This window comes from Cupriavidus sp. MP-37 (genome assembly GCF_020618415.1).
Classification (GTDB): domain Bacteria; phylum Pseudomonadota; class Gammaproteobacteria; order Burkholderiales; family Burkholderiaceae; genus Cupriavidus.
In genome coordinates this window covers 1,161,225-1,186,308 of the sequence record NZ_CP085345.1, presented here as the reverse complement: position 1 = coordinate 1,186,308, position 25,084 = coordinate 1,161,225, and the positions used below count along the sequence as shown (strand labels likewise).

Sequence of the window (25,084 nt, the reverse complement as noted above, 5' to 3'; positions counted from 1 at the left end):
TTGCTCCTACGCGGTGGCGGCCACGGCGTCGCCAGAGAACCAGCGAGCGACCGCCAGCAAGGCCCAGGTGACGGTGCCCAGCAGGATGGATAGCGCCGCGGCCATGCCGAAGTTGGCGTAGTTGGTGAACTCGTTGTAGATAGTGAGCGGCAGCACGTCGAGCTGCGTAGCCAGCGTGAAGGCGGTACCGAACGCGCCCATGCTGGTGGCGAAGCAGATCGCGCCGCTGGAGATCATGGCCGGCATCAGCGCGGGCAGCATCACGTCGCGCACCACGCGCCAGGGGCTGGCGCCCAGCGAGCGCGCAGCTTCTTCCAGCGAGGCATCGAGCTTCTCCACGGCCGCCATCACGGTCAGGATTACGCGGGGGATCGAAAAGTACAGGTAGCCGACGAACAGCCCCCCCAGGCCGTAGGCAAAAGTCCAGCGCTCGCCGGCGAGCTTGTCTCCGACCATGGCCAGCAGGCCGTTGCGGCCGCCGAGCATGATGACCATGAAGCCGATCACTACGCCGGGAAACGCCAGTGGAAAGGTCAGCATGGCCACCAGCACGGACTTGCCAGGCACCGCGTTGCGCTGCAGGAAGGTGCCGGCAATGCCGGCGATCACGAGCGTGGCCAGTGTCACGGCTGCCGACAGCAGCACGGTGACCATCAGGCTGTGCAGGTAGCGCGGACTGGAGACCACGGTCCAGTACACGCCCGCCCCTTGCTCGCCAGTGATGCTGACCGCCAGGAGCCGCGCCATCGGCAGGCAGAAGAAGGCCAGGAACACCACCAGTGCCGGCAAGGCGAACAGGAAGAGGGAGGGGGATCGGTTGGTCATGGCAGTGACGGCGCAATAAGGCGGTGGGCGATGGTGGTGCCCGGCTGGTCAGGCCGCGCAGGTTGTCTCCCGCTTACGGGTAGACAACCTTCCGGCGGGAGATACATCGCCGGTCAGCGCACCTCCTTCAGATACTGCTCGCTGAATGCCTTCTGCACCTCGGCCATCTTGCCGAAGTCGACCGCCTTGGCCCGTGCGTATTCGGTGGCCGGCAGGAAGCGCGCCTGGACTTCCCTGGGCACCACGCCCGCGCGCACCGGGCGCAGGTAGGCATTGGCCCACAGTGCCTGGCCGGCGTCGGACAGCACGAAGTCGAGCACCTTGCGGCCTTCGGCCGCATGCGGCGCCTTGTTGACCAGGCTCATCACATAGGGAACGACCACCGACCCCTCCTTCGGGATCACGAAGGCCACGTTGGCGTGATCCTTGTAGCGGGCGCGATAGGCATTGAAGTCGTAGTCGAGCAGGATGGGAATTTCGCCGGACAGCACGCGCGCGTAAGCCGTCTGCTTGGGCACGATCGGCTGGTTCTTCTGCAGGTCCTTGAAATACTTGAAGGCCGGGCCGAAGTTGTCGAGCGTGCCGCCCATGGCCTGGTTGACCGCCACCGCGCCCACGTAGCCGACGAAGGCGCTGGCCGGGTCGAGATAGCCGACCAGGCCCTTGTACTCGGGCTTGAGCAGGTCGGCCCATGACTGCGGCACCGGCTTGCCGCGCAGTGCGTCGACATTGACCATGAAGCCCAGCGTGCCGGAATGGATGGCGAACCAGTTGCCCTGCGGGTCTTTCAGGCCATCGGGAATGTCGTTCCAGTGGGCGGGCTTGTAGGGGGCGGTCACGCCGTCCTTCTTCGCCTGGATGCCGAAGGTCACGCCGTAGTAGACCACGTCGGCCACCGGGCTGGCCTTCTCGGCCACCAGCTGGGCCAGCGACTGGCCGGAGTTCTTGTTGTCCAGCGGCACGTGAACGCCGGTCTTTTCCTTGATGGCGCGGATCTGTGCCGCCCAGTCGGCCCATTCGGGCGGGCAGTTGTAGCAGATCGCGGTCTGCGCGGCCACGCCCTGACTGAACGCGGCGGCGCCAAGCGCCAGGGCAATCCAGCGCAGCGGGCGGCGCCAGGAACGGATTGGTTGCATGAGAGGCTCCTTGGTTGAGGGCAGGGGGGAATGCAGCATGGGCAAGCGGTCATGTTTTTGGCGCAGCGGCCACGGTGCCGTTGATGCGCAGGGCGTGCGGCAGCAGCGTGACGCGCGGCAGCGCCACCGACGCGCGTCCGCCATCGTTCAGCCGCGCCAGCAACCGGCTGACGGCGCTGGCGCCGATTTGCGCATTGGGCTGCACGACGGTGGCCAACGGCGGTTCGACCACGTTGCCCAGCGCGATACCGTCATAGCCCAGCACGGAGATGTCGCGCGGCACGCTCAGGCCGAGGCGCCTGAGGTCGGAGATCACGCCGATGGCCAGCAGGTCATTGGTGCAGAAAAGGGCGGTGGGCGCATCGTGGGCCCGCACCAGCGCGCGGATCTGCTCGGCATGGCTGGCGGTGTGCGATGGCAGGCAGACTGGCGCGGCCGGCGTCAGCCCATGCGCGCGCATGGCGTCCTGATAGCCGGCGAAGCGCTGGCGCGCGCGGTCCGAGGCGACGAAGGCGCCCGACACCACGGCGATGCGGCAATGCCCGGCGGCGATCAGCGCCTCCACGCCCGCGCAGGCGCTGCGCCGGTTGTCCACCGATACCGAATGACGGCGGCCGCGCGGCCCGGCCTGGTTGTACGCGAGCACGTAGGGCACATCCTCGCCGTCGAGCTGATCCAGCACCGTGCTGCGCGCCGCGTCAGCCACGGTCAGCACCATGCCGTCCACGCGATGGCGCAGCAGGTACTCCATCCGCTCGCGTTCGCGCGCCGGATCGTAGCCGCTGGTGACCAGCATCAGCGAATACCCGCCCGCCAGCGCCGCTTCCTCGATGCCGTGCCAGCACTCGGCGAACACCGCGTTTTCCAGCGTCGGCAGCATCACGCCGATCATGCGGGTCTGCTGGGCGCGCAGCTTGCTGCCCAGCAGGTTGGGGCGAAAGCTCAGCCGGCGCGCGGCCTCGCGCACCCGCTGCGCGGTGCTGTCGCGCACCAGGTGCGGGCTGCTGAACACGCGGGAGGCGGTGGCGAGCGACACGCGCGCGGCTTGCGCGACGTCGATCAGGGTCGCGCCACCCGCTGTATCGGGCCTGCCCTCGGTTGGCTCTTTGCGACTCACGCTCGCGGCTCCGGATGAAAACGTTTTCATTGAAGACGGAAAAAAGCGGGCGTCAAGGCATTCCAACGCTGCGTTGCCGCAAAAGCGGCTGGCAGAGGGACGCCTGCGCCCTGTCTGGACGGCATTCTGGGTGGGCTGGATGACACGCGGATGACACCGGGTGAGGCGGAGACGCTACCGGTGTGGTTGGGCGGAATGGGGCAATGAACCTGCTGGCACCGATGCCTGAAGGTCTGGCTCGCAGTTGTGGCGCCACCAATAGATCGCCGAGCGCGAAAGCCGACGCCCTGATGATTCTGTTCAGATCACCCGACCAATAAACTTAATTCACTTTTTGCCACCCCTCTGCGACAGTCTGGTTTTTGCAGCCCTACTGGAACGAGGAGCCTATGCATTTTCCAAACCGAACCATTGGTGTGGCCGTGCTGGCCATTTCGATGCTGGCGGGCCTGTCCGGATGCAGCAGTTCCCCGCAGGCCACCGCCCCGGGCGCCGCGGCGGGTGCGGTGTCGGAACAGGACATCCATGACGCCTACCTCTACCTGCTGGGCCGGCTGCTGGTCTTGCGCCAGGAGCAGGCCGACTTCCAGAAGGAAGGCTTCCGCTGGAACCAGATCATCCACCGCGACGTCGGCGAGGTATCGTGGGCCAATCCGAACCTGGACGTTGCCTACAGTGAAGCCTGGGTCGCGGTCGACGACAAGAGCTGCACGATCTTCAGCGTGCCGGCGATCAAGGGGCGCTACTACACCATCCAGTTCCTGAACGGCTGGGGCGAAACCGTCGCCAACATCAACGAGCGCAACTATCCCGACCATCCGAGCGGCGAATTCGCAGCCTGCCTGAAGGGTGCCAGCGTGGCACTGCCGCGCACGGCGCGGCGCATCGACCTGCCGGGCAAGACCGCACGGGTACTGGCCCGCGTGGAAATCGGCGCAAACAAGCAGCAGGCGGTCGCGCTGCAGCATCGGATCACGATGCGGACTACCGGCACGCCAACGATCGCCCCGGTGCCCGCCACGCCCACCTTCAGCAATGACAAGCTGCCCGGCGCCGAAGCCTTTGACTCGGCAGCCCTTGCGCTGGGCTCGGAGCCTGACATCAATCCGGGCATGGAGGCCTTGCAGGCCAAGGTGCGCGCCGTCAGCGCCGCGGTGGCCAGCGGGCCCGCCGAACGCGCGCGGGTGGACAAGGTCATCCGCGAGAAGACCCTGCCCGCGTTCTTCAAGTCGTTCTCCACGGCGGGTACTTTCAAGAATGGCTGGAACCGGCCGGCGACCATCGGCAAGTACGGCAGCGACTACCAGACCCGTACCCTGGTGAACCTGGCCGGGATCTGGGCCAACAGCACCGACGAGGTGGTCTATTTCAAGACGGATAGCGATGGCACAGGCGCCAAGCTGGACGGCGGCAACGTCTACACCGTCACCTTCCCGAAGGCGGAACTGCCCGCCCGTCACGTCAAGTACTTCTGGTCGGTGATCGCGGTGGATTCCAAGAACTTCCACGTGATCCCCAATGCGAAGAACCGGTTCCTGATCAACAAGCAGTCCAGGCTGAGCTACGGCAAGGACGGTTCACTGACGCTGTACTTCGCGCCCGCCAGGCCGGAAGGCGTCCCCGATGGCAACTGGCTGCCGACGCCCAAGGGGCAGAACTACAATCTGACCTTCCGCTTGTATGGACCGGACCAGCAGATCCTGTCGGGGCAGTGGTTCCCGGCGCCGCTGGTCAGGCGCAACTGAGCGGCCAGGCCTGGCCCCGGCGCCATGCGCTCCAGCAGGGCGCCTCTCATCCTTCCAAACACATGGAATTCAGCATGAAGATCAAACTGACCGCCGCCTGCACGACGGGCATGGCCCTCGCCATGCTTGGCACTGCCCACGCCCAGCCGGCAACGACGCCGCCGGCCGGCACCCCCGTTCCCGTTACCGTCGACAACTTCATTCGCGCCGAGACCGACATGTACCTGGGCGGGCTGATCAGGCAGGGCGGCATCGGCAAGCTGCTGCATCGGCGCGAGCCTGCATCGATCGACCAGCAGACCGTCATCCGCCTTAACCGCGACACGCTCTATTCGTCCGGTGTGTTCGACCTCGATGCCGGCCCGGTGACCATCACCATGCCGGACCCGGGCAAGCGCTTCATGGCCTTGCAGGTCATCAACGAAGACCACTATGTGCCCAACGTGTTCTACGGCAAGGGCACGTACACGCTGACGCGCGAGAACGTCGGTACGCGCTATGTGGCCACGGCGATCCGCACGCTGGTGGATCCGAACAGCGCGGATGACATCCGGCAGGTCCATGCGTTGCAGGATGCGATCAAGGTAAGCCAGCAGGCCCCGGGGAAGTTCGAGCCGCCCGCGTGGGATGCGGCCAGCCAGAAGAAGATCCGCGATGCGCTGCTGGTGCTGTCGTCGACCATGCCGGACTTCAGGAAGGCGTTCGGCACCCGGGATACGGTGGACCCGGTACGCCGCCTGATCGGCACTGCCGCGGCCTGGGGCGGCAATCCTGACAAGGACGCTGTCTACCTCAACGTCACGCCCGCGAAGAACGACGGCAAGACGGTCTATCGCCTCAACGTGAAGGACGTGCCCGTCGATGCGTTCTGGTCGGTCAGCGTCTACAACGCCGCCGGCTACTTCCAGAAGAATCCCGCCAATGCCTACACGGTCAACAACCTGACGGCGAAGAAGGGCAGTGATGGTGCCATCGCCATCCAGTTCGGCGGCTGTGACGGCCAGGTACCCAACTGCCTGCCGGTGGTCGAGGGCTGGAACTACACCGTGCGGCTCTATCGGCCCCGCGCCGAAGTCCTGAGCGGCGCGTGGAATTTCCCGCAGCCGCAGCCGGTCAACTGAGCGGACCGGCCGGCCACGGCTTCCCGGCACAACGGGAAGCCGTGGCCTAATCCTCTGTCACCTCGCAAAAGCGCAGCCGGTTCCCGAACGGATCGGCCACCTGCAGCATCCGGCCCCAGCCCACGTCCTCGACACCAGGTCTGGCGTACGGATAGTCCTTGGCGGTCAGTTCCTGGTGCAGCGCATCGATGTCCTCCACCGGCACGAACACGGTCGACCCCGGCGTGGCATCGCCATGGTGCTCGCTCAGATGCAGCGTCAGGCCGTCGCGCCTGACCTGCGCGTACAGCGGCAACCCGTCTTCGAAGCGATGCTCCCAGTCGAGCGTGAAGCCAAGGAAATCCAGGTAGAACTCCTTGGCCTTGTCGACCGCGAAGATTCGGAGGATGGGGATGCCGGCGGACAAGTTCATGGTGTTTGGTGCGGGAGGGGCGCGGGAAGTCTGGATGATAGCGCCGCCGCATAAGCATTCGCGACAATCTTCGTTGGCTTTGCGCGATGCCGTGACTAAGCTGGCGCTCCGATCTGCATCTGGAGCCTTGCCATGACCCCGACCCTCAATTCCCGTCGCCGCTGGCTTATGGCCGCGGCGGGCGCGGCCGCGGCAAGTGCGCTGCCCGGCGTCAGCCTGGGCCAGGGCCCGACGGCGCTGCGCATCGGCTACCAGAAGTCCTCCACGCTGATGATCCTGCTGAAATCGCGGCAGACGCTGGAAAAGGCCCTGGCGCCCAGGGGCGTGGCGGTGCAGTGGTATGAGTTCACCTCCGGCCTGCCGCTGCTGGAGGCGCTGAACCTCGGCAACGTCGACCTCAGTGCCGACGTCGCCGATGCCGTGCCACCTTTCGCGCTGGCCGCGGGCGCGTCGCTGACGTATTACGCCACCGAGACCCCGTCGCCGCAGGCGCAGGCGATCGTGGTGCGCGCCGATTCGCCGATCCGCGAGGTAGCCCAACTCAAGGGCCAGCGCGTGGCGTTTGCCAAGGGGGCCGGCGCGCACTACCTGGTGCTGGAAGCGCTGGCGCGCGCGGGACTGTCGATCCGCGATATCGAGCCGGCCTATCTGAGTCCCGCCGATGCGCGCGCGGCGTTCGAGCGCGGCAGCGTGGCGGCGTGGGTGATCTGGGATCCGTTCCTGGCGGCGGTGCAGCGCCAGTCCAATGCACGCGTGCTGCGCGATGGCGAGGGGCTGTCGAGCTATCGCCGCTTCTACCTGGCGGCGACGCCGTTCGCGCGCGCACATGCGGAGGTGCTGGAGGTGGTGTTCGACGCGCTGCGCGAAGCGGGCGACTGGGTCAAGCGCAACCCCGCCGAGGCCGCGCGCTGGCACGCACCGCTGATCGGCCTGGATGCCGCCACGGTGGAAGCCGCGAATGCGCGCCGCAGTTATGCCGTGCGCACCGTCGACGCGGCCGCGCTGGCCGAGCAGCAGCGCATTGCCGATGCCTTTGCCGCGCAGGGCATCCTGCCGCGCAAGGTGGCGGTGTCGGCCTCGCCGGTCTGGCGCAAGGCATAAGGCCGTAAGGCGCGGCTTGCCCGCGCGGCGGGGCATCGGCTGCGCCTTGCCAGTGGGGCGGAGCTAACGCCCTGTCATTCCTGAACCCATCCCAGCGCCCGGCCGCAGGCCGAGGCCGCACGCATTGCCGGTGCCCTGCCGGTGCCCTGAGGGGCGCCCGGCGCGCCGCAGAAACCCTCCACACCGCCACCATGCCGCGCTGGCGCCGGCGGCAAGCCAGCCGCCATGGCGAACCTGCGGCAAATTCGTAGGGAATAACCCTTGTCGGCCGAAAAATATATCACGACATGATGTATTGTTCGGAACTCCCGAAGCCGATGCCACCCCTTGGTGTCGTCGCGTCGCCCCCCGCTTCAAGGAGCCTGCATGCGCATACGCAAGCAAACCGACTTTCTTTCCGGCCTGATGTTCATCATCCTGGGTCTCAGCTTTTCCTTCGTTGCCCGCGGTTATTCCATGGGCACCGCCGCCAGGATGGGACCGGGCTATTTCCCGTTCTGGCTTGGCATCGTGCTGGCGCTGCTGGGCGCCGTGGTCGCCGCCGGATCGTTGTCGCACAAGAGCGAAGCGGACCGAATGGCGCGCTGGGACATCAAGACGCTGCTGTGGATCCTGGGCTCGGTGGTGCTGTTCGGGCTGGTGCTCAAGCCGCTGGGCATGGTGCTGTCGGTGCTGGCGCTGGTGCTGGTGTCGTCGATGGCCAGCCATGAATTCACCTGGAAGGGCGCCATCCTGAATGCCGCGATCCTGGTGCTGATCAGCACCGTGGCCTTCGTCTATGGCATCAACCTGCAGATGCCGGTATGGCCTGCCGCTTTCGTCAACTAGGGGATATCGGATGGAGTTGCTGAGTCATCTCGCGCTGGGGTTTTCCACCGCGCTTTCGCTGCAGAACCTGGCCTACGCCTTCCTGGGCTGCGTGCTGGGCACGCTGATCGGCGTGCTGCCGGGCCTGGGTCCGCTGGCCACCATCGCCATGCTGCTGCCGATCACCTACACGCTGCCGCCGGTGGCCGCGCTGATCATGCTGGCCGGCATCTACTACGGTGCGCAGTACGGTGGCTCCACCACCGCGATCCTGGTGAACCTGCCGGGTGAATCGTCGGCGGTGGTGACCACGCTGGACGGCTACCAGATGGCGCGGCGCGGACGGGCCGGCGTGGCGCTGGCCACCGCGGGCCTGGGCTCGTTCTTCGCCGGCAGCGTGGCCACGCTGATCCTGGCCGCGTTTGCCACGCCGCTGTCGGAGCTGGCGTTCAAGTTCGGCCCGGCCGAATACTTCTCGCTGATGGTGCTGGGCCTGATCGGCGCCGTGGTGCTGGCCTCCGGTTCGCTGGTCAAGGCCGTGGCGATGATCGTGCTGGGGCTGTTGCTGGGCCTGGTCGGCACCGATGTGAACTCCGGCGCCGCGCGCTTCTCGTTCGACGTGCCGGAGCTGACCGACGGCATCAGCATTACCGCGCTGGCGATGGGTCTGTTCGGCTTTGCCGAGATCATTGCCAACCTGGAGCAGAAGGAGCATCGCGAGACCTTCACCGACCGCGTCACCAACTTGTTCCCGACGCGGGAAGATTTCAGGCGCATGATCCCGGCGGTGCTGCGCGGCACCGCACTGGGTTCGTCGCTGGGCATCCTGCCGGGCGGCGGCGCCTCGCTGGCTTCGTTCGCGGCTTACTCGCTGGAGAAGAAGGCGTCGAAATACCCGGAAGAATTCGGCAAGGGCGCGATCGAAGGCGTGGCCGGTCCGGAATCGGCCAACAACGCCGCGGCGCAGACCTCATTCATCCCGCTGCTGACGCTGGGCATTCCGCCCAATGCGGTGATGGCGCTGATGGTGGGGGCCATGACCATCCACAACATCCAGCCCGGCCCGCAGGTGATGAGCAGCAATCCGGCGCTGTTCTGGGGCCTGATCGCGTCGATGTGGATCGGCAACCTGATGCTGGTGGTGCTGAACCTGCCGCTGATCGGCGTATGGGTGAAGCTGCTGACCGTGCCTTACCGCTTCCTGTACCCGGCGATCCTGGTGTTCTGCAGCATCGGCGTCTACTCGGTCAACAACACGGTGTTCGACGTCTTTGCCGCGGCCAGCTGCGGCCTGATCGGCTATGTCTTCCACAAGCTGCGCTGCGAGCCGGCGCCGCTGCTGCTGGGCTTCGTGCTGGGGCCGATGATGGAAGAAAACTTCCGCCGCACGCTGCTGCTGTCGCGCGGCGATTTCTCGGTCTTTACCACGCGCCCGCTGTCGCTGGGCCTGCTGGTTGCTGCCGCGGCGCTGGTGGCCGTGGTGGCGTTGCCGTCGATCAAGGCCAAGCGCGAAGAGGCGTTCCAGGAGGAATAACGAGGGGGAGCGGGGGGCAAGGCAGTCTCGCATCAACGAGAACGACGGGCTGTTTCGTTCCTTGCGGACGAAACAGCCCTGGCCTTGCGCGGGTCGTGCGTCTGGCGGCCCGCGGCCCTTACGGTCGGAGCGTCAGATCACGCCCATCGCCGGATCGCTGACGGTATCCTCGCCGGTCTCCATGCGCCCGGCAAAGCGGCGCGTGAACGCCGGGCTGGCCTCGCAGGTGACGACGAAGTCGTACCAGTTGCCGCTTTCGGCCACCGGCCATTCCAGCGTTTCCACCTTGCCGCGCTTGACCCGCTGCGTCCAAGGGCCGTCGTCGCGATAGGCCAGTGCCTTGACCGTGAAGGTCACGTCGGCATCGCTGTCGTTATGCAGCTTGACCTGGATCGTCGGCTTCTTGCAGGGGTTGTAGCAGACCTGGATTTCGGCGGACGTGGTGGCCGTCTCGCTGAGATCGCCGGTGAAGGCGCGGTGGTAGCCGTTGGGCCCTAGCACCCACAGGTCGTACTTGCCGCCGTCGGCATTGACGTCCCACGCATCGTCCAGCGCCTTGCCGGCCTCGACCACATAGCGGCGGGGAATGCGGTCCAGGTGCAGCTTGTCGTAGACATGGAACACCGCGCCCGCCTGGTGCGCGCTGCCGTTGGCGAACAGCAGCCGCACGGTGCGGGCGGCGGCATCGACGCGCGCACTGGTATGCAGCTCATACGGCAGCTTGCGCGACGGGCGCGAGCCGGTGGCCTGCGCCGGCAGCGCGGGCGTGGCCGGCACCGGGATCGCCGGCTGCGTCTGCTGCCAGGCGGTCAGGCTGGTGGCGTCGGCGCGCGTGGTGCGGCCCGTCAGCACGGGCAGGGTCTCGGTGTTGGGCGTGGCGAAGTTGAAGGCGCTGGTCAGGTCGCCGCACACCGCACGGCGGTAGGCGCTGATCTGCGGCTCCATCACGCCGAAGCGCGCTTCCAGGAAGCGCAGCACCGAGGTGTGGTCGAACACCTCGGAGTTGACCCAGCCGCCGCGGCTCCACGGCGACACCACCCACAGCGGCACGCGCGGCCCCGGCCCGAACGGCTTGCCGTCCTGCGGCGGCTGTTTGGCCGTGGCGGGCGGGAAGTTGAAGTACTCGTAGGCCATCTGCGCGTCGTCGAGGGTCGACTTGCCGGCCAGCGTGCCGTCCGGGTTGCGCGACGGCGCGGTCGGCGGCGGGCTGTGGTCGAAGAAGCCGTCGTTCTCGTCGAAGTTGATCAGCAGCACGGTCTTGCTCCACACCTCCGGCGATGCGGTCAGCGCATCGAGGATGGCCTGCACGTACCAGCCACCCTTGGCCGGGCTGGACGGGCCGGGGTGCTCGCTGAACTCCGCCGGCGGGATGATCCACGACACTTCGGGCAGCCGGCCGTTCTGCACGTCGTCGCGCAGCGACTGCAGGAAGCCGCCGTCGGGCATGGTGTTGCAGAAGCCCTTGGCGAACGCGCTGTACTGGTCGTCGATATCCGGATTGTAGGGCGGGTTGACGCCGGCGCCGGCGGTGTTGGACAGCTTGCGCCCTTCCGGCATCTTTTCCATCTCGGCGCGCCAGTGGCGGAAGCTCATCATCTGGTTGCAGCCGTAGTTGTCCGGCACGTTCTGGTAGACCTTCCAGCTCACGCCCGCGCCTTGCAGGCGGTCGGCGTAGGTCTTCCAGGTCCAGCCCTCGGTGGACGGGCCCACGTCCGCACCCGCGTTGAATTCATTGATCATCACCGCGACGTTGTCGCCGGTGGGACCGTTGCTGCCGGTCCAGTAGAACAGGCGGTTGGGGATGGTGCCGGTGTGCATCGCGCAGTGGTACGCGTCGCACAGCGTGAAGGCCTCGGCCAGCGCGCGCTGGAACGGGATCTCGGCGTTGTCGTAGTAGCCCATCGACAGCGCCTTCTTGGCCACCGGCCAGCGGTCCATGCGGCCGTGGTCCCACGCGGCCTGCGCATCGGGCCAGGTGTGCGGCGTGCCGCCGGCGCGCTGCGCGTTGCCCTGGGTTTCATCGAGGTGGTAGGGCGTCAGCGTATTGCCGTTGGCATCGGTCTGGTAGAACGCGTTCTTGCCGTTCGGCAGCGGGATCGCAAAGCGGTCGCCGTAGCCCCGCACGCCCTTGAAGGTGCCGAAGTAGTTGTCGAACGAGCGGTTTTCCAGCATCACCATCACGACGTGCTTGACGTCCTGGATGGTGCCGGTGGCGTTGTTGGCCTCGATCGCCAGCGCGCGGCGGATGCTGGGCGGAAAGCTGGCCAGCACCGCGGCGGCGGCGCCGGTGCCGAGGCTGGTCTTGAGGAACTGTCGCTTGGACGGATTGAAGGTCATGGCGTGGATTGGGTGGTTCTGTCGCTGGATCGGAAAGCGGCCCGCATTACGGGGCGCAGCGCGTGGCGCAGTGGCCGGGCTTGCCGGTGTGGCCGGGCTTGCCGGCTGCGTCCGGCGCGTTGCCGTTGGCGGCGCTGGGCTGCAGGGTGCCGGCGCCGGGCGAGTCGTCGCCGCCGCAGGCGGCAAGCATCAATGCCAGGGTGAGGGTGCCGGCGGCCAGCCACGGCCGGGCGGAATGCGACAGCAAGGTGGGCCTCATGGGTGCAGGGCCTTTTCTTTTGGTTGAGGGAGAGAACGGTGGCCGCGCCCATGCACCCTTGCGCCGACAGGCGGATCCGGCCGGTGGTTGCGCGGAGGGCCATGGCTTGTCGCGACAGCGGGCGATTGTTGATGGATCAAGTGTCAGATGTTTGACAGCGCGCACTTTCGGCACTTTGCCTTTGTAACCAAAAGTGTCAGCCCGTGGGCGTGGCAATTGCAGGCACTGCCGGGTTGCAGCCGTTCAACCGTTCAACCCGACCCAGGAGACCGCTATGCCCGACACGCCTGACGCCAAGGTCAAGCCCACGTCAAACAACACATCCGCCACCACTGCCCAGGGCGCTCCGGCCGCTTATGGCGATGCCCAGCGCGGCGCGGGCGGAGAGCTGCACCAGCTTGCCGGCGGCACGCACCCCCCGTTGACCACCAACCAGGGCGCGCCCATCCCGGACAACCAGAACTCGCTCAAGGCCAATCCGCGCGGCCCGACCTTGCTGGAAGATTTCATCCTGCGTGAAAAAATTACACACTTCGACCATGAGCGCATCCCCGAGCGGATCGTCCATGCACGCGGCACCGCGGCGCACGGCTATTTCGAGCTGACCGATTCGCTGGCGCAATTCACCACCGCCAGCATCCTGACCGAGGTCGGCGTCAAGACACCGGTGTTTGCGCGCTTTTCCACCGTGGCCGGCGGCGCGGGTTCGATCGACACGCCGCGCGACGTGCGCGGCTTCGCGGTCAAGTTCTATACCAAGGAAGGCAACTGGGACCTGGTCGGCAACAACATCCCGGTGTTCTTCATCCAGGACGCGATCAAGTTCCCCGACGTGGTCCACGCGGTCAAGATGGAACCCGACCGCGCGTTCCCGCAGGCGGCCACCGCGCACGACACCTTCTGGGACTTCATCTCGCTCACGCCGGAGTCGATGCACATGATCATGTGGATCATGTCGGACCGCACCATCCCGCGCTCGCTGCGCATGATCGAAGGCTTCGGCGTGCACAGCTTCCGCCTGCTCGACGACCAGGGCCGGTCCACCTTCGTCAAGTTCCACTGGCGCCCGAAGCTGGGGCTGCAGTCCACGGTGTGGGACGAGGCTGTCAAGATCGCCGGCGCGGATCCGGATTTCCATCGCCGCGACATGTTCAATGCAATCCAGTCCGGCAACTTCCCGGAATGGGAGCTGGGCGTGCAGCTGTTCACCGAAGCCGATGCCGCGAAGTTTCCCTTCGACCATCTCGATGCCACCAAGATCATCCCGGAAGAGACCGTGCCGCTGAAGATCATCGGCCGCATGGTGCTGGACCGCTGGCCCGACAACTTCTTTGCCGAGACCGAGCAGGTGGCGTTCTGCCCCGCCAATATCGTGCGCGGCATCGATTTCTCCAACGATCCCTTGCTGCTGGGCCGGCTGTTCTCTTACCTCGACACGCAACTGCTGCGCCTCGGCGGCCCCAACTTCAACCAGATTCCGGTGAACGCGCCCAAGTGCCCGTTTGCCAACCACCAGCGCGACGGCCATATGCAGATGCAGCGGCCCAAGGGACGCGTCGCCTATGAGCCCAACTCACTGTCCGACGATTCCCCGCGCGAGGCGCCGGACCTGGGCTTCCGCCACGCGCAGGTGCCCGAGCAGGGCGACAAGGGCCGCATCCGCCCCGAGACCTTCTCCGACCACTACAGCCAGGCGCGCCTGTTCTTCCGCAGCCAGACCCGCGCCGAGCAGGCGCATATCGCCTCGGCGCTGGTATTCGAGCTGTCGAAGGTCGAGCACGTCCATGTGCGCGAGCGCATGGTGGCCCACCTGCTCAATATCGACCCCGACCTGGGCCGCCGCGTGGCCGATGGCCTGGCGCTGGACCAGGTGCCCGAGCCGCTGCCCACCGCCGCGCCGGTGCAGGACCTGCCGCCGTCGCCGGCGCTGCAGATCATCGGCAAGATGAAAGACACGCTGCAGGGGCGCGAGATCGGCATCCTGGTCGCCGACGGCTCGGATGGCGCCACGATCGAGGCGATCCGGCAGGCGGCCATGGCCGCCGGCGCCACGGTGAAGATCGTCGCGCCCAAGGTGGGCGGCGCGGTGCTGGCCGACGGCGCCAAGCTGCCGGCCGACGGACAGTTGGCCGGGACGCCGTCGGTGATGTTCGATGCCGTGGCCGTGGTGCTGTCGGCCGACGGTGCCGCCATGCTGACGCAGGAGAGCGCGGCGCTGGACTTTGTCTGCTTTGCCTATGCGCACCTGAAGGCGATTGCGTTCGATGCCGGCGGCGAGGTACTGCTCATGCACGCCAACCTGAAGCCGGACAACGGCATCGTGCCGGCCAGCGACCCCGCGCGGTTCATCGCCGCCGCCAAGACCCGGCAATGGGATCGCGAGCCGCAGGTGCGGATGCTGGCCTAGGGGATAGGGGAAAAAGGGGCCGGTGACCACGCGGAGGCACCGGCCCTGTGCACACAACGCAAGCCTGTGAATACGCAGGGCAGGTTAGAATCCCCCATCCCTGTTCCCCGCGTGCCGCAGTCCATGTCCGAAGAAAAGAAGAGCCTGTCCGAAACCATCCGCGCCGCGATCGAGCAGGAGATTCTTTCCGGAAAACTTCCCAGCGGCACGCAACTGGAAGAACAGCAGTTGCTGGCGCGTTTCGGCGTGTCGCGCACGCCGGTGCGCGAGGCGCTGATCCAGCTGGAGTCGGCCGGCCTGGTCGACCTGGTGCCGCGCCAGGGCGCGATCGTTTCATCGATCACGCTGCGCGAATACGTCGCCATGAACGAGATCCTGGTCCAGCTCGAGGCGCTGGCGGCCCGGCTGGCGGCGCGGCGCATCTCCGCGGCACAGCGCACGGCGCTGCAGCAGGCGTTCGAGGCGTGCCGCGCGGCCGCGCAACGCGCCGATTCCGAGCGCTACCGCGAAGCCAACGACGCCTTCCATGAGGTCATCTACGCGGCCTGCTGCAATGACATCCTGTCGCGGCAGATCCGCACCATGCGCGCGCGCATGCGCGGCATGCGCGACCTGCGCTTCGAGAAGCCGGCCCGCATCCTGGCGTCGCTGGCCGAGCATGAGGCGGTGATGGACGCGATCGTGCGCGGCAACGAAGACGATGCCGCGGCCGCCATGGTCCGGCATATCGCCACCGGCGGCGATGTCTATGCGGACATGATCGCCGCCATGCCCGACGACGAGGCCGGCGGCCGGCGCGGCCGGCGCTAGGCGGCGCGGCGGCGACCGGGCGGGGTTATTCCAGGGTCATCGCTGAAGTCGGGGGGGCGATGCAGGTGCGCGCGGATTGATGCGGTTGACTTCGTGGTTGCGCCGGCCCTCACCCCCGCCCCTCTCCCGCAAGCGGGAGAGGGGAGCAAACAAGGGGGGAGGGAAATGCCTTTGGGCTCGCCCGCGACAGCGTGTGCGAGCGCAGCGACGCACTCCGTGCCCGAGCCCAAGACCTGAGATTGGGAGCGCGCGCAGCGCAGCCGATCGAAACAGCCACGCCTGCCAAGCACGACCAACAAACCAACCTCGGTCCTGCCTTATTCCACCCTGACCCCCGCCTGCTCGATCCGCATCACGGCCGATTTGCCGTCTGCGGCGGCCCACTGCGCAAACGCCGCGGGCGACGCCGAGGTGGCGACCTCACTGCCGCTGGAGGCCAGCTTCGCGCGCAGTTGCGGGTCGGCCATCACCTTGGTCGCGGCGGCGAAGAGCTTGTCGCGGATGCCGTCGGGGAGTCCGGCCGGCCCGTACAAGCCGAACCAGAAGGTAAAGTCGAAGCCCGGCAGGCCCATCTCTGCCAGCGCGGGCAGGCCAGGCGCGACCGCCGAAGGCTTGGGCGTGGTCACGCCAATCATCTTCACCACGCCTTGCGTGCCCAGCGGCAGCACCGACGAGGCCGTGCCGAACGACAGTTCCACCTCGCCCGCGGCCACCGCCTGCAGTGCCGGGGCGCCGCCCTTGTAGGGGACGTGGGTCATTTTTGCCCCGGTGGCCTTTTCGAACTGCAGTGCGGCGATGTGCGGCGAGCCGCCGATGCCGGACGACGAGTAGTTGAACTTGCCTTGCTGCGCCCGCGCCTTGGCCACCAGCGTCTTGACGTCGCTGACGTTCAGGTTCTTGTTGACGGCCAGGATCAGCGGCGACACCGTCAGCCGCGTCACCGGGGTGAAGTCCGTCGCCTTGTAGCGGGCCTTGTACAACTGCTGGTCGATGCCGTACAGCGTCGCCGTGGCCAGTCCCAGCGTGTAGCCGTCCGGGGCGGCCTGTGCCAGCGCGGCGGAGGCCAGCGTGCTGCCCGCGCCGGGCTTGTTGTCCACCACCACGGTCTGGCCCAGTTCTTTGGAGAGCGCTTCGCCGAACACGCGCGCGACGTAGTCCGCCGCACCCGCCGGCGTGTAGCCCACCAGCAGGCGGATGGGCCGGGACGGATATTCCTGCGCACCGGCCGTGGCGGGCAACGCCGCCAGGGCGGCAAGGGCCGCGCCGATGGCGGTGCGCCCGAGAGCATGGGTCATGGTTGTCTCCTTGGTGTGTTCGCTGTCGCGGTTGTTTTTTGCGAGTTTCAGGACGCCACGCTGGCTGCGCGCAAGTCCGCGATGCCGGCTTCGTCGTAGCCCAGCGCGCGCAGGATCTCGTCGGTGTGTTCGCCGGGATCGGGCGCGGCGCGGGCGAATCGTTCCGGGTGCGGCGCGGCCGACAGGTTGATCGGCGAGCGCAGCAGCGCCAGCGGCCCCAGCACGGGGTGCTCGGCGGTCCGGGTCATGCGCAGGTGGCGCACCTGCGCGTCCTCGAAGGCCTGGCCGATATCGAACACCGGACCGCAGGGCACGCCGGCCGCATTCAGGCGCGCGGTCAGTTCGGCGGCGGTGAAGGCGGCGGTGCACCGGTTGATGGCCGCGTCCAGGCGATGGCGCTCTGCGGCGCGGCCGGCGGCGGTCTGGAAGGCGGGATCGTCCAGCAGCCAGCCGGCCTCGACGGTGCGGCAGAAGTTGGCCCACATGCGGTCGGTGCTGGCGGCGATATTGACCACGCCGTCGCGGCAACGGTAGGTGCCCATCGGCACCAGCGTCGGGTGCGCATTGCCCTGCTGCGTCGGCACTTCGCCGTCCACGGTGTAGCGGGTGGCCTGGAAATCCAGCTTGTTGAGCATGCCTTCGATCAGCGAGGTATGCACCCATTGCCCGCGGCCGGTACGCGCGCGGTGCAGCAGCGCCAGCAGGATGCCCTGGCCGAGGAACATGCCGGCGGTGGTGTCGGATATGGCGATGCCCACGCGCAGCGGCCCCTGGCCAGGCTCGCCGGTGACCGAACTCAGTCCCGACATGCCCTGCACGATCTGGTCGAGGCCCGGGCGCTCGCAGTACGGCCCGTCCTGGCCGAATCCCGAGATGCTGGCCAGGATCACGCGCGGATTGATGGCGCTCAGCCGCTCGTAGCTCAGTCCGAGGCGCTCCTTGACCACCGAGCGGAAGTTCTCGACCACCACGTCGGCGCGCGACACCAGGCGCGCCAGCACCTCGGCACCCTGCGGGGTCTTAAGGTCCAGGCACAGGCTGCGCTTGTTGCGGTGCAGGTTCTGCTCGTCCGAACCGCGCCGCCGCCCGGTCACCGAGCCGCGATCCTGCGGCGGCGGCGGCTCCACGCGGATTACGTCGGCCCCCCAATCGGACAGCAGGCGCACGGCGGCGGGGCCGGCGCGCGCGATCGACAGGTCCAGCACGGTGATGCCCGACAGCGGCAGGTCTGCGCCCGGTGCGGCAGACCCGCCGGCTTGGGGGGCGGGCGGCAAAGATGTCATGGCAAGTCCTTGGCGATGTATGTCGGCTTTCAGTATACAAATAGATAGTATAAAAATACGTATACGGACTTTCCACGATGCGCTGTGCGCTGAAACGGCGTACGCTGCCGAGGTCCTTGCTTCGCGGGCTCGGCATAATGAAGCGACTTTTCCCCCAGCCGCTGCGGAAATGCGCTGTCTGACCCCCCGCCTTCCACCTTACTAGGGTTTGTATGCTCTCAGAATCTTTCTGTATTTACAGCACCGGCGGGCCCGACGTGCTGGAGGCCTGCCAGGTTCCGGTGCCGCCGCCCGGGCCGGGCGAAGTCCAGTTGCGCCAATCCGCGATCGGCCTGAACTTCGCGGACATCTATCAGCGCAAAGGCGCGCATGGCCCCCATGCGGCGACGCCGTTTCCCATCACGCTGGGCTCGGTCGGCGCGGGCACGGTCACCGCCATCGGTCCGGGCGTCGAGGGATTCATGGCCGGCCAGCGTGTTGCCTGCATGCACCCGGGTGCCTACCAGGTGACCCGCAACGTGCCGGCGGGCCGGCTGGTGCCGTTGCCGGAGACGATTTCCGAAGAAGTGGCCGGCGCCACGCTGCTGCGCGGCCTGACCGCCGAATACCTGCTGCGCCGGCTCTACGCCGTCCAGCCCGGCGACGTGGTGCTGGTGCACGCGGCGGCGGGCGGCATGGGCGTGCTGCTGTCGCAATGGGCGCGCGCGCTGGGCGCGACCGTGATCGGCACGGTGGGCAGCGAAGCCAAGCGGGTGGTAGCGCTGGCACATGGCTGCCACCATGTCGTCAACTACCGGGAGGGCAGCTTCGTCGACGCGGTGCTGGCGCTGACCGGCGGCGAGGGCGTGGCCGTGGTCTACGATGCCGTCGGCAAGGACGTGTTCGTGCCGTCGCTGCAATGCCTGCGCCCCTGCGGCATGGCGATCAACTACGGCACCGCGTCGGGCGACGTCGAGGCGTTCGACCTGCAGCTGCTGCACGCGCGCTCGCTGATCGTGTCGCGGCCCACCTTGCGCACTTACATTGCCACCCCGCAGGCGCTGGCCGGTGCCGCGGCCACGCTGTTCGCAGCGGTCGCGGCAGGGCAGCTGCGGCTGGAAGTCAACCACCGGTACCCGCTGGCCGCCGTGCGCGACGCGCACCGCGACCTGGAGGGCCGTGCCACCACGGGTTCGGCCGTGCTGATCCCCTGAGCCCCGCGAGCGCACCATGAAACTGTTCCATGGCTGGTTGTCGAGCGCGTCGCGCCGGGTACGGCTGTGCCTGGCCGAGAAAGGCATCGCCTATGACAGCGTGCCGGTCGACCTGGCCGCGCAGGAGCAGCATACGCCCGCGTTCCTGGCGATGAATCCCAACGGCGTGGTGCCGGCGCTGGTGCTGGACGACGGCCGCTTCCTTTATGAGAGCGGCACCATTTGCGAATACCTCGACGAGATCTGCCCGTTGCCGCCATTGCGGCCCGACGACCCCTACCAGCGCGCGGTCATGCGCAATTTCGTGCGCTGGACCGACGAGAAAGCGCTGCCGAACCTGCTGGTGCTGAACTGGAGCCTCGCCTTGCAGCCGGTTGCCGCGCGCTGGAGCGATGCCATGCTGGCCGAGCGGCTGGCCCGCATACCGACCGCCGAGCGCCGCGACGCGTGGCTGCGCATTGCGCGCCAGCCCTACACGGACGCGGAAAAACGCGGCGCGCTCGACGCGCTGCTGATGCTGGTGCCGAAGATGGAAGCCATGCTGGCGCAGGGCAACTGGCTCTGCGGCGCCCGCTATACCTTGGCCGATATCGCCGCGACGCCCTTTGTCGCGCGCATTGCCGAGCTGGCGCCCGCCGCGCTGTCGTCGGCCCCCGCGGTGGCCGGCTGGTGGCAGCGCGCCCAGGACCGGCCCGCGTTCGCGCAGGCGCGGCTGGAACGTTTCGACATCGCCCTCGCACGGCGTGGCGCGCCCCCCGCCGAAGCCCATTGATTCCCACTGGAGTATTGCCCATGCAGACTGATGGTTCCCTTCCTTCGCTCGATCTTGCCGGCCATGTCGCCACCATCACCTTGCGCCGCCCCGAGGTGGCCAACCGGCTTGGGCCGGACGACCTCGCCGAGCTGCAGCGCCATGTCGAGGCGGTCAATGCCAGCGATGTGCGGGTGCTGCGGCTGCGCAGCACCGGCAAATACTTCTGCAGCGGTTTCGACATCGGCCGGTTGGCGGCCGGACAGCGCGGCGCAGGTTTTGAAAACCTGGTCAACGCGCTGGAAGACTGCCGCGCCGTCACCATTGCCGAGATCCACGGCGGCGTCTACGGTGGCGGCACCGACCTCGCGCTGGCGTGCGACTTCCGGCTCGGCACCGCGGCGGTCGACATGTTCATGCCCGCGGCGCGGCTGGGCCTGCATTTCTACCAGCGCGGCATGGAACGCTATGTCAGCCGGCTGGGGCTGAACCACGCCAAGCGCCTGTTCCTGACCGCCGAGCGCATCGATGCCGACGAGATGTTCCGCTGTGGTTTCCTGACCGAATTGCTGCCCGCCGAACGCCTGCGCGAGCGCGCGGAGCAACTCAGTGACACCGTGGCCGGGCTCGCGCCCTTGGCAGTGCAAGGCATGAAGCGGCACCTGAACGCGATCAGCCACGGCCGGCTGGATGCCGCGGCGCTGGCCGCCGACATCGGCGCGGCCAACGGCTCGCAGGATATCCGCGAAGGCGCGCTGGCCTGGCAGGAAAAGCGCCAGCCGCGGTTTACCGGGACCTGAGACGGTCAGGCGTGATGCGGCGGCGGGGACTGGCGCCGCTGCTGCATCACCCTGGCCACGGTTTGCGCGAGCACCTGGCGCAGGAACCGAACAAGTGGAGCGCATGGATCCGGCAGCGGGGTATCCGCGCGACGGATCGATCTGATCATCCGCAGGTGCATCGCCGCGCACCGACGGCGCGGCACAGATGCCGTCTTTCTCCCATCCCCCCACTCCAGTAGGGAACAGTTCCCCACATCCCTACCGTTAGCCCCCGCAACAAAGAGCACGGATGCCAGCCAGGGCCATGCGCCCTGGCAATGCCGCATACCGTGTCGACCGGCAGGAACGGGCGCGCAGTGGCATGCCGCAGTCGGGCATGCAACAGGGTTAGAACCATAACAACGGAAGCGCATACGTCTTCTTGAACGGTAAGGGGAGTGATCATGAATTTCAGGAGTCTGTCTATCCGCACGCGGCTGCTGGCCGGGTTCGGCACGCTGGCGGGCATGGTGCTGGTGGTGTCGGCGTATTCGCTGCATGCGCTCGGCGATGCGAGCGCCGGCTTCAACGATTATCTGAACGGCTTGAATGCGCGTGCCGACATGGCCGCGCAGGTGCGCAGCGCGGTGGACCGGCGCGCCATCGCGGCGCGCAACCTGGTGCTGGTGACGGATGCGGCGGAACTGGAGCGCGAGAAGGCCGACGCGCTGCGCGCGCACGAAGACGTGCAGACCCGGCTCGCGCGGCTCAACGAGATGGTGCGCCAGCCTGGCGTCAGCGACGAGGCGCGCAAGCTGGTCGAGGACCTCGCCAAGGTCGAGGCGCAGTATGGTCCGGTTGCCACCGGCATTGTCGGGCTGGCGGTCGAGCGCAAGATCGAGGAAGCCATCGGCCGGATCGACAAGCAATGCCGTCCGTTGCTGGCGGCGCTGATCAAGTCGACCGATGCCTACGCCGAGTTCACCAGGCAACGCCAAAAGGAGATGGAGCGCAAGCTCGAGACGGACTACGAGCGCCAGCGTAATCTGCTGATCCTGATTTCGCTGGTATCTGCCGCCATTGCGCTCGCCGGCGGCGTGCTGATCACGCGTGCCATCACGCGCCCGATCCAGCGTGCCGTGGAGGTGGCCGGCACCGTGGCCGGCGGCGATCTGGGCGCGCGTATCGAGGTGGACCGCCATGACGAGACCGGCCGCCTGCTGGCGGCGCTGCGCGACATGAACGAGCGCCTGACCGCCACCGTTACCCGGGTGCGCGCCGGCAGCGGCAATATCGCCATCAGCACCAGCGAGATCGCGCGCGGCAATGCTGACCTGAGCAGCCGCACCGAAGAGCAGGCCGCCTCGCTGGAAGAAACCGCGGCGAGCATGGAAGAGCTGACCGAGACCGTGCGCCAGAACACCGAGAATGCGCGCCAGGCCAGCGAACTCGCGCGCAGCGCCGCCGATGTGGCGCAGCGCGGCAGCACCACGGTGCAGCGCGTGGTCGGCACGATGCAGGATATCAGCGCCAGCTCGAGCAAGATTGCCGAGATCACCGGCATCATCGAGGGCATTGCCTTCCAGACCAATATCCTGGCGCTGAACGCGGCGGTGGAAGCGGCGCGCGCCGGCGAGCAGGGACGCGGCTTTGCCGTGGTGGCGAGCGAGGTGCGCGGGCTGGCCCAGCGCTCGTCGAGCGCGGCCAAGGAGATCAAGGAACTGATCGAGGCCTCGGGCCGGCAGGTGCAGGATGGTTCGTCGCTGGCCAGCGAGGCGGGCCAGACCATGGCCGAGGTGACGCAGGCGGTAGCGCGCGTGACCGGCATCGTCGAGGAGATCGCGACGGCGTCGGCCGAGCAGACCCGCGGCATCGAGCAGGTCAACCAGGCCATCGTGCAGATCGACCAGGTCACGCAGCAGAACGCGTCGCTGGTGAGCGAGGCGGCCAACGCCTCGCGCGCACTGGAAGAGCAAGGCCGCGAACTGAGCGAGGTGGTCGCGTTCTTCCGCCTGCCCGGCGAAGCGGGGACCATGCCGGCGGGCGCCGGTACCCTGGCCGCGCCCCGGCGCGCTGCGCACAAGCTGGCCGCTGCCTAGCGGCGAGCCCGAGGGGGCCGCGCCGCTGCAGGTTGGCGGCGGGGCGGGTAAACTGGCCGGTCCCGCCTCCCTTGCCACCGCCATGACCGCCCTGCCGATCTCCTTCGACGACGTCGCCGCCGCGCACGAGCGCATCCGCGCGGCCGCCCATCGCACCCCGGTGCTGACCTCCGCCACCGCCGACGCCGCCACCGGGGCGCAGCTGTTCTTCAAGTGCGAGAACTTCCAGCGCATCGGCGCCTTCAAGTTCCGCGGCGCCTACAACGCCATTGCCCAGTTCACGCCGCAGCAGAAGGCGGGCGGGGTGCTGGCATTCTCTTCCGGCAACCACGCGCAGGCGATCGCGCTGTCGGCGCGCCTGCTGGGCGTCCAGGCGGTGATCGTGATGCCGCAGGACGCCCCCGCCATCAAGATCGAGGCCACGCGCGGCTATGGCGCCGAGGTGGTGCTGTACGACCGCTACCGCGACGACCGCGAGGCGCTGGGCCGGCGCATTGCGAGCGAACGGGGCATGACGCTGATCCCGCCCTACGACCATCCCCACGTGATGGCCGGGCAGGGCACCGCGGCCAAGGAGTTGTTCGAGGAAACCGGCCCGCTGGACATGCTGGTGGTGTGCCTGGGCGGCGGCGGACTGCTGTCGGGCTGCGCGGTCGCGGCGCAGGCGATGTCGCCCGGCTGCGCGGTCTATGGCGTCGAGCCCGAGGCCGGCAACGACGGCCAGCGCAGCCTGCGCAGCGGCGAGATCGTCCGCATCGATACGCCCCGGACCATTGCTGACGGCGCGCAGACGCCATACCTGGGCAACCACACCTTTGCCGTGATCCGCGAACTGGTGACGGACATCGCCACCGTGTCCGACGCCGAACTGGTCGAGACCATGAAGTTCTTCGCCGGCCGCATGAAGATCGTCGCCGAACCCACGGGTTGCCTCGCCGCGGCCGCGGTGCTGCATGGCAAGCTCGATGTGAAGGGCAAGCGCGTGGGCATCATCGTGTCGGGCGGGAATGTGGATCTGAGGGCGTTTGCCGGCTTTGTCGGGTAGGGCGGCCGCAGAGCCCTGACACGAGACGGTCGGCTTCGGGACTGCGGACGCGCTGACCCGCGCTCAGGCCTTCGCCTCTGTGCTCGCGTCAACACCTTGCTTCACGAAGGCCCTTACCGCGGGTGACATCTCGCGCCGGCGATAGGCCAGCGCGAGATGGACTGCCAGGCGGAAATCCGCAACCGGCTTGTAGAAGACGCCCGGCTGCGAGAAGTTCTGCATGGACTCTGGCACGATCGCGACCCCGTACCCCGCTGAGGCGAGGCTGGCGGCCGAAATGAAATCCTGGACGCGATACTCCAGGCGTGGCGTAAATCCTCCCGCCTTTCCCAGCGCAGTCAATGCGAAGCCGAACCCTTCCTCGTCGGCAAACTGCGGAATGATGAACGGCTGATCGGCAAGCTCCCGGGCCGCAACTGGTCCGCGCCTGGCCAGCGGGTGGTCGCTTGCCATCGCAGTCAGCAACCGCTCTGTTCGCACAATCTTCGTCACGATGCCTGCCGGACAGAGTCTGCGTGGCCGGACGATACCCACGTCGATCCGGCCATCGTTCAGCGCTTCGAGCTGGCGTGGCGTCTCCATCGGTACGACTTCGACGCGAACCAGTTCATGGTGCTTGCGGAAGTCGCCCAACATCCTGGACAAGAGACCGGTGCTGACGCCGGAGGCGACGTAGCCAATGCGGATGACCCCTGCCAATCCTCTGGCAGCCAGCCGGCCGACCTGGTCGGCGCGTTCTATGTGGCGCAATGCCGCTTCCGCTTCCGAGTAGAACAGCCGGCCGGCATCAGTGAGCGAGACCGGCTTGCGCTTGTTGCGATTCAGCAGCGTGACGCCCAGGTCCTTCTCCAACCGCTGAACCTGGGTGCTCAGCCCTGACTGCGCTATGCCCAGGCGATCCGCGGCCTTCGCAAAGTGAAGTTCCTCTGCCACCGCGAGGAAGCACTGCAGCTGACGAACGTCGAGCATTGTTTAATCACGAATACAGAACAAAGATTACTGCATGCTAGCTGGAACGTATCAAAGTTTCCAGATCAAATGACGCA

At 67.5% G+C, this 25,084-nt stretch carries 21 protein-coding genes; 12 read left to right on the top strand and 9 right to left on the bottom strand.

The window, feature by feature from the left end:
• Nucleotides 1–6: 6 nt before the first annotated feature.
• From LIN44_RS21855 to LIN44_RS21845, 3 genes are all read right to left on the bottom strand, one after another.
• Entirely contained in the window at nucleotides 7–825 is an 819-nt protein-coding gene (locus LIN44_RS21855) for an ABC transporter permease (RefSeq protein ID WP_227316317.1), read from the bottom strand.
• Between the two features lie 113 nt (nucleotides 826–938).
• The gene (locus LIN44_RS21850; RefSeq protein ID WP_227316316.1) at nucleotides 939–1,961 is read right to left on the bottom strand and encodes an ABC transporter substrate-binding protein; all 1,023 of its coding nucleotides are present in this window, start codon (nucleotides 1,959–1,961) and stop codon (nucleotides 939–941) included.
• A gap of 49 nt (nucleotides 1,962–2,010) precedes the next feature.
• Nucleotides 2,011–3,108, bottom strand: a complete 1,098-nt coding sequence (locus tag LIN44_RS21845) for a substrate-binding domain-containing protein (protein WP_227316315.1) — start codon at nucleotides 3,106–3,108, stop codon at nucleotides 2,011–2,013.
• 359 nt (nucleotides 3,109–3,467) lie between these two features.
• On the opposite strand from LIN44_RS21845, the gene LIN44_RS21840 reads away from it, so the two are divergent.
• Together LIN44_RS21840 and LIN44_RS21835 are read left to right on the top strand one after the other, a co-directional pair.
• The gene (locus tag LIN44_RS21840) at nucleotides 3,468–4,823 is read left to right on the top strand and encodes a DUF1214 domain-containing protein (RefSeq protein WP_227316314.1); all 1,356 of its coding nucleotides are present in this window, start codon (nucleotides 3,468–3,470) and stop codon (nucleotides 4,821–4,823) included.
• Between the two features lie 74 nt (nucleotides 4,824–4,897).
• The gene (locus LIN44_RS21835; protein WP_227316313.1) at nucleotides 4,898–5,944 is read left to right on the top strand and encodes a DUF1254 domain-containing protein; all 1,047 of its coding nucleotides are present in this window, start codon (nucleotides 4,898–4,900) and stop codon (nucleotides 5,942–5,944) included.
• 46 nt (nucleotides 5,945–5,990) lie between these two features.
• Here the strand turns inward: LIN44_RS21835 and LIN44_RS21830 are convergent, their stop codons facing one another.
• A complete protein-coding gene (locus tag LIN44_RS21830; protein WP_227316312.1) occupies nucleotides 5,991–6,356 on the bottom strand; it encodes a glyoxalase superfamily protein in 366 nt (121 codons plus the stop codon).
• Nucleotides 6,357–6,488: 132 nt separating this feature from the next.
• On the opposite strand from LIN44_RS21830, the gene LIN44_RS21825 reads away from it, so the two are divergent.
• From LIN44_RS21825 to LIN44_RS21815, 3 genes are all read left to right on the top strand, one after another.
• The gene (locus LIN44_RS21825) at nucleotides 6,489–7,457 is read left to right on the top strand and encodes an aliphatic sulfonate ABC transporter substrate-binding protein (RefSeq protein WP_227316311.1); all 969 of its coding nucleotides are present in this window, start codon (nucleotides 6,489–6,491) and stop codon (nucleotides 7,455–7,457) included.
• A 366-nt stretch (nucleotides 7,458–7,823) separates the two neighbouring features.
• A complete protein-coding gene (locus LIN44_RS21820) occupies nucleotides 7,824–8,285 on the top strand; it encodes a tripartite tricarboxylate transporter TctB family protein (protein ID WP_112774724.1) in 462 nt (153 codons plus the stop codon).
• A gap of 10 nt (nucleotides 8,286–8,295) precedes the next feature.
• Nucleotides 8,296–9,798 (top strand): tripartite tricarboxylate transporter permease, encoded by a 1,503-nt coding sequence (locus LIN44_RS21815; RefSeq protein WP_112774725.1) that lies wholly within the window; start codon nucleotides 8,296–8,298, stop codon nucleotides 9,796–9,798.
• A gap of 132 nt (nucleotides 9,799–9,930) precedes the next feature.
• Here LIN44_RS21815 and LIN44_RS21810 read toward each other — a convergent pair whose 3' ends face one another.
• Both LIN44_RS21810 and LIN44_RS21805 read right to left on the bottom strand, forming a co-directional pair.
• Nucleotides 9,931–12,135 (bottom strand): phosphocholine-specific phospholipase C, encoded by a 2,205-nt coding sequence (locus LIN44_RS21810; RefSeq protein WP_227316310.1) that lies wholly within the window; start codon nucleotides 12,133–12,135, stop codon nucleotides 9,931–9,933.
• Nucleotides 12,136–12,181: 46 nt separating this feature from the next.
• Nucleotides 12,182–12,394: a hypothetical protein gene (locus tag LIN44_RS21805; RefSeq protein WP_227316309.1), complete on the bottom strand. Its 213-nt coding sequence runs from the start codon at nucleotides 12,392–12,394 to the stop codon at nucleotides 12,182–12,184.
• A gap of 274 nt (nucleotides 12,395–12,668) precedes the next feature.
• Here LIN44_RS21805 and LIN44_RS21800 point away from each other — a divergent pair, with 274 nt between their 5' ends.
• Both LIN44_RS21800 and LIN44_RS21795 read left to right on the top strand, forming a co-directional pair.
• Nucleotides 12,669–14,801: a catalase gene (locus LIN44_RS21800; RefSeq protein ID WP_227316308.1), complete on the top strand. Its 2,133-nt coding sequence runs from the start codon at nucleotides 12,669–12,671 to the stop codon at nucleotides 14,799–14,801.
• Between the two features lie 123 nt (nucleotides 14,802–14,924).
• Nucleotides 14,925–15,611, top strand: coding sequence for a GntR family transcriptional regulator (locus LIN44_RS21795; protein WP_227316307.1), 687 nt, complete (start codon nucleotides 14,925–14,927; stop codon nucleotides 15,609–15,611).
• 317 nt (nucleotides 15,612–15,928) lie between these two features.
• Here the strand turns inward: LIN44_RS21795 and LIN44_RS21790 are convergent, their stop codons facing one another.
• Nucleotides 15,929–16,906 (bottom strand): tripartite tricarboxylate transporter substrate binding protein, encoded by a 978-nt coding sequence (locus LIN44_RS21790; RefSeq protein ID WP_227316306.1) that lies wholly within the window; start codon nucleotides 16,904–16,906, stop codon nucleotides 15,929–15,931.
• A 47-nt stretch (nucleotides 16,907–16,953) separates the two neighbouring features.
• Nucleotides 16,954–18,189 carry a CaiB/BaiF CoA-transferase family protein gene (locus LIN44_RS21785; RefSeq protein ID WP_227316305.1) on the bottom strand — a complete coding sequence of 412 codons (1,236 nt, stop codon included), beginning with the start codon at nucleotides 18,187–18,189 and terminating at the stop codon, nucleotides 16,954–16,956.
• Nucleotides 18,190–18,401: 212 nt separating this feature from the next.
• On the opposite strand from LIN44_RS21785, the gene LIN44_RS21780 reads away from it, so the two are divergent.
• The 5 genes from LIN44_RS21780 to LIN44_RS21760 all read left to right on the top strand — a co-directional run bounded on the left by LIN44_RS21780 (nucleotide 18,402) and on the right by LIN44_RS21760 (nucleotide 24,038).
• Complete coding sequence (locus tag LIN44_RS21780) at nucleotides 18,402–19,382, top strand: quinone oxidoreductase (RefSeq protein WP_227316304.1); 981 nt, start codon at nucleotides 18,402–18,404, stop codon at nucleotides 19,380–19,382.
• Nucleotides 19,383–19,398: 16 nt separating this feature from the next.
• The gene (locus tag LIN44_RS21775) at nucleotides 19,399–20,154 is read left to right on the top strand and encodes a glutathione S-transferase family protein (protein WP_227316303.1); all 756 of its coding nucleotides are present in this window, start codon (nucleotides 19,399–19,401) and stop codon (nucleotides 20,152–20,154) included.
• Between the two features lie 20 nt (nucleotides 20,155–20,174).
• Nucleotides 20,175–20,933, top strand: a complete 759-nt coding sequence (locus LIN44_RS21770; RefSeq protein ID WP_227316302.1) for an enoyl-CoA hydratase/isomerase family protein — start codon at nucleotides 20,175–20,177, stop codon at nucleotides 20,931–20,933.
• A gap of 425 nt (nucleotides 20,934–21,358) precedes the next feature.
• Nucleotides 21,359–22,993: a methyl-accepting chemotaxis protein gene (locus LIN44_RS21765; RefSeq protein WP_227316301.1), complete on the top strand. Its 1,635-nt coding sequence runs from the start codon at nucleotides 21,359–21,361 to the stop codon at nucleotides 22,991–22,993.
• A gap of 82 nt (nucleotides 22,994–23,075) precedes the next feature.
• Nucleotides 23,076–24,038, top strand: a complete 963-nt coding sequence (locus LIN44_RS21760; RefSeq protein ID WP_227316300.1) for a threo-3-hydroxy-L-aspartate ammonia-lyase — start codon at nucleotides 23,076–23,078, stop codon at nucleotides 24,036–24,038.
• A gap of 63 nt (nucleotides 24,039–24,101) precedes the next feature.
• On the opposite strand, the gene LIN44_RS21755 is transcribed toward LIN44_RS21760, so the two are convergent.
• The gene (locus tag LIN44_RS21755) at nucleotides 24,102–25,007 is read right to left on the bottom strand and encodes a LysR family transcriptional regulator (protein ID WP_227316299.1); all 906 of its coding nucleotides are present in this window, start codon (nucleotides 25,005–25,007) and stop codon (nucleotides 24,102–24,104) included.
• Nucleotides 25,008–25,084 lie beyond the last annotated feature (77 nt).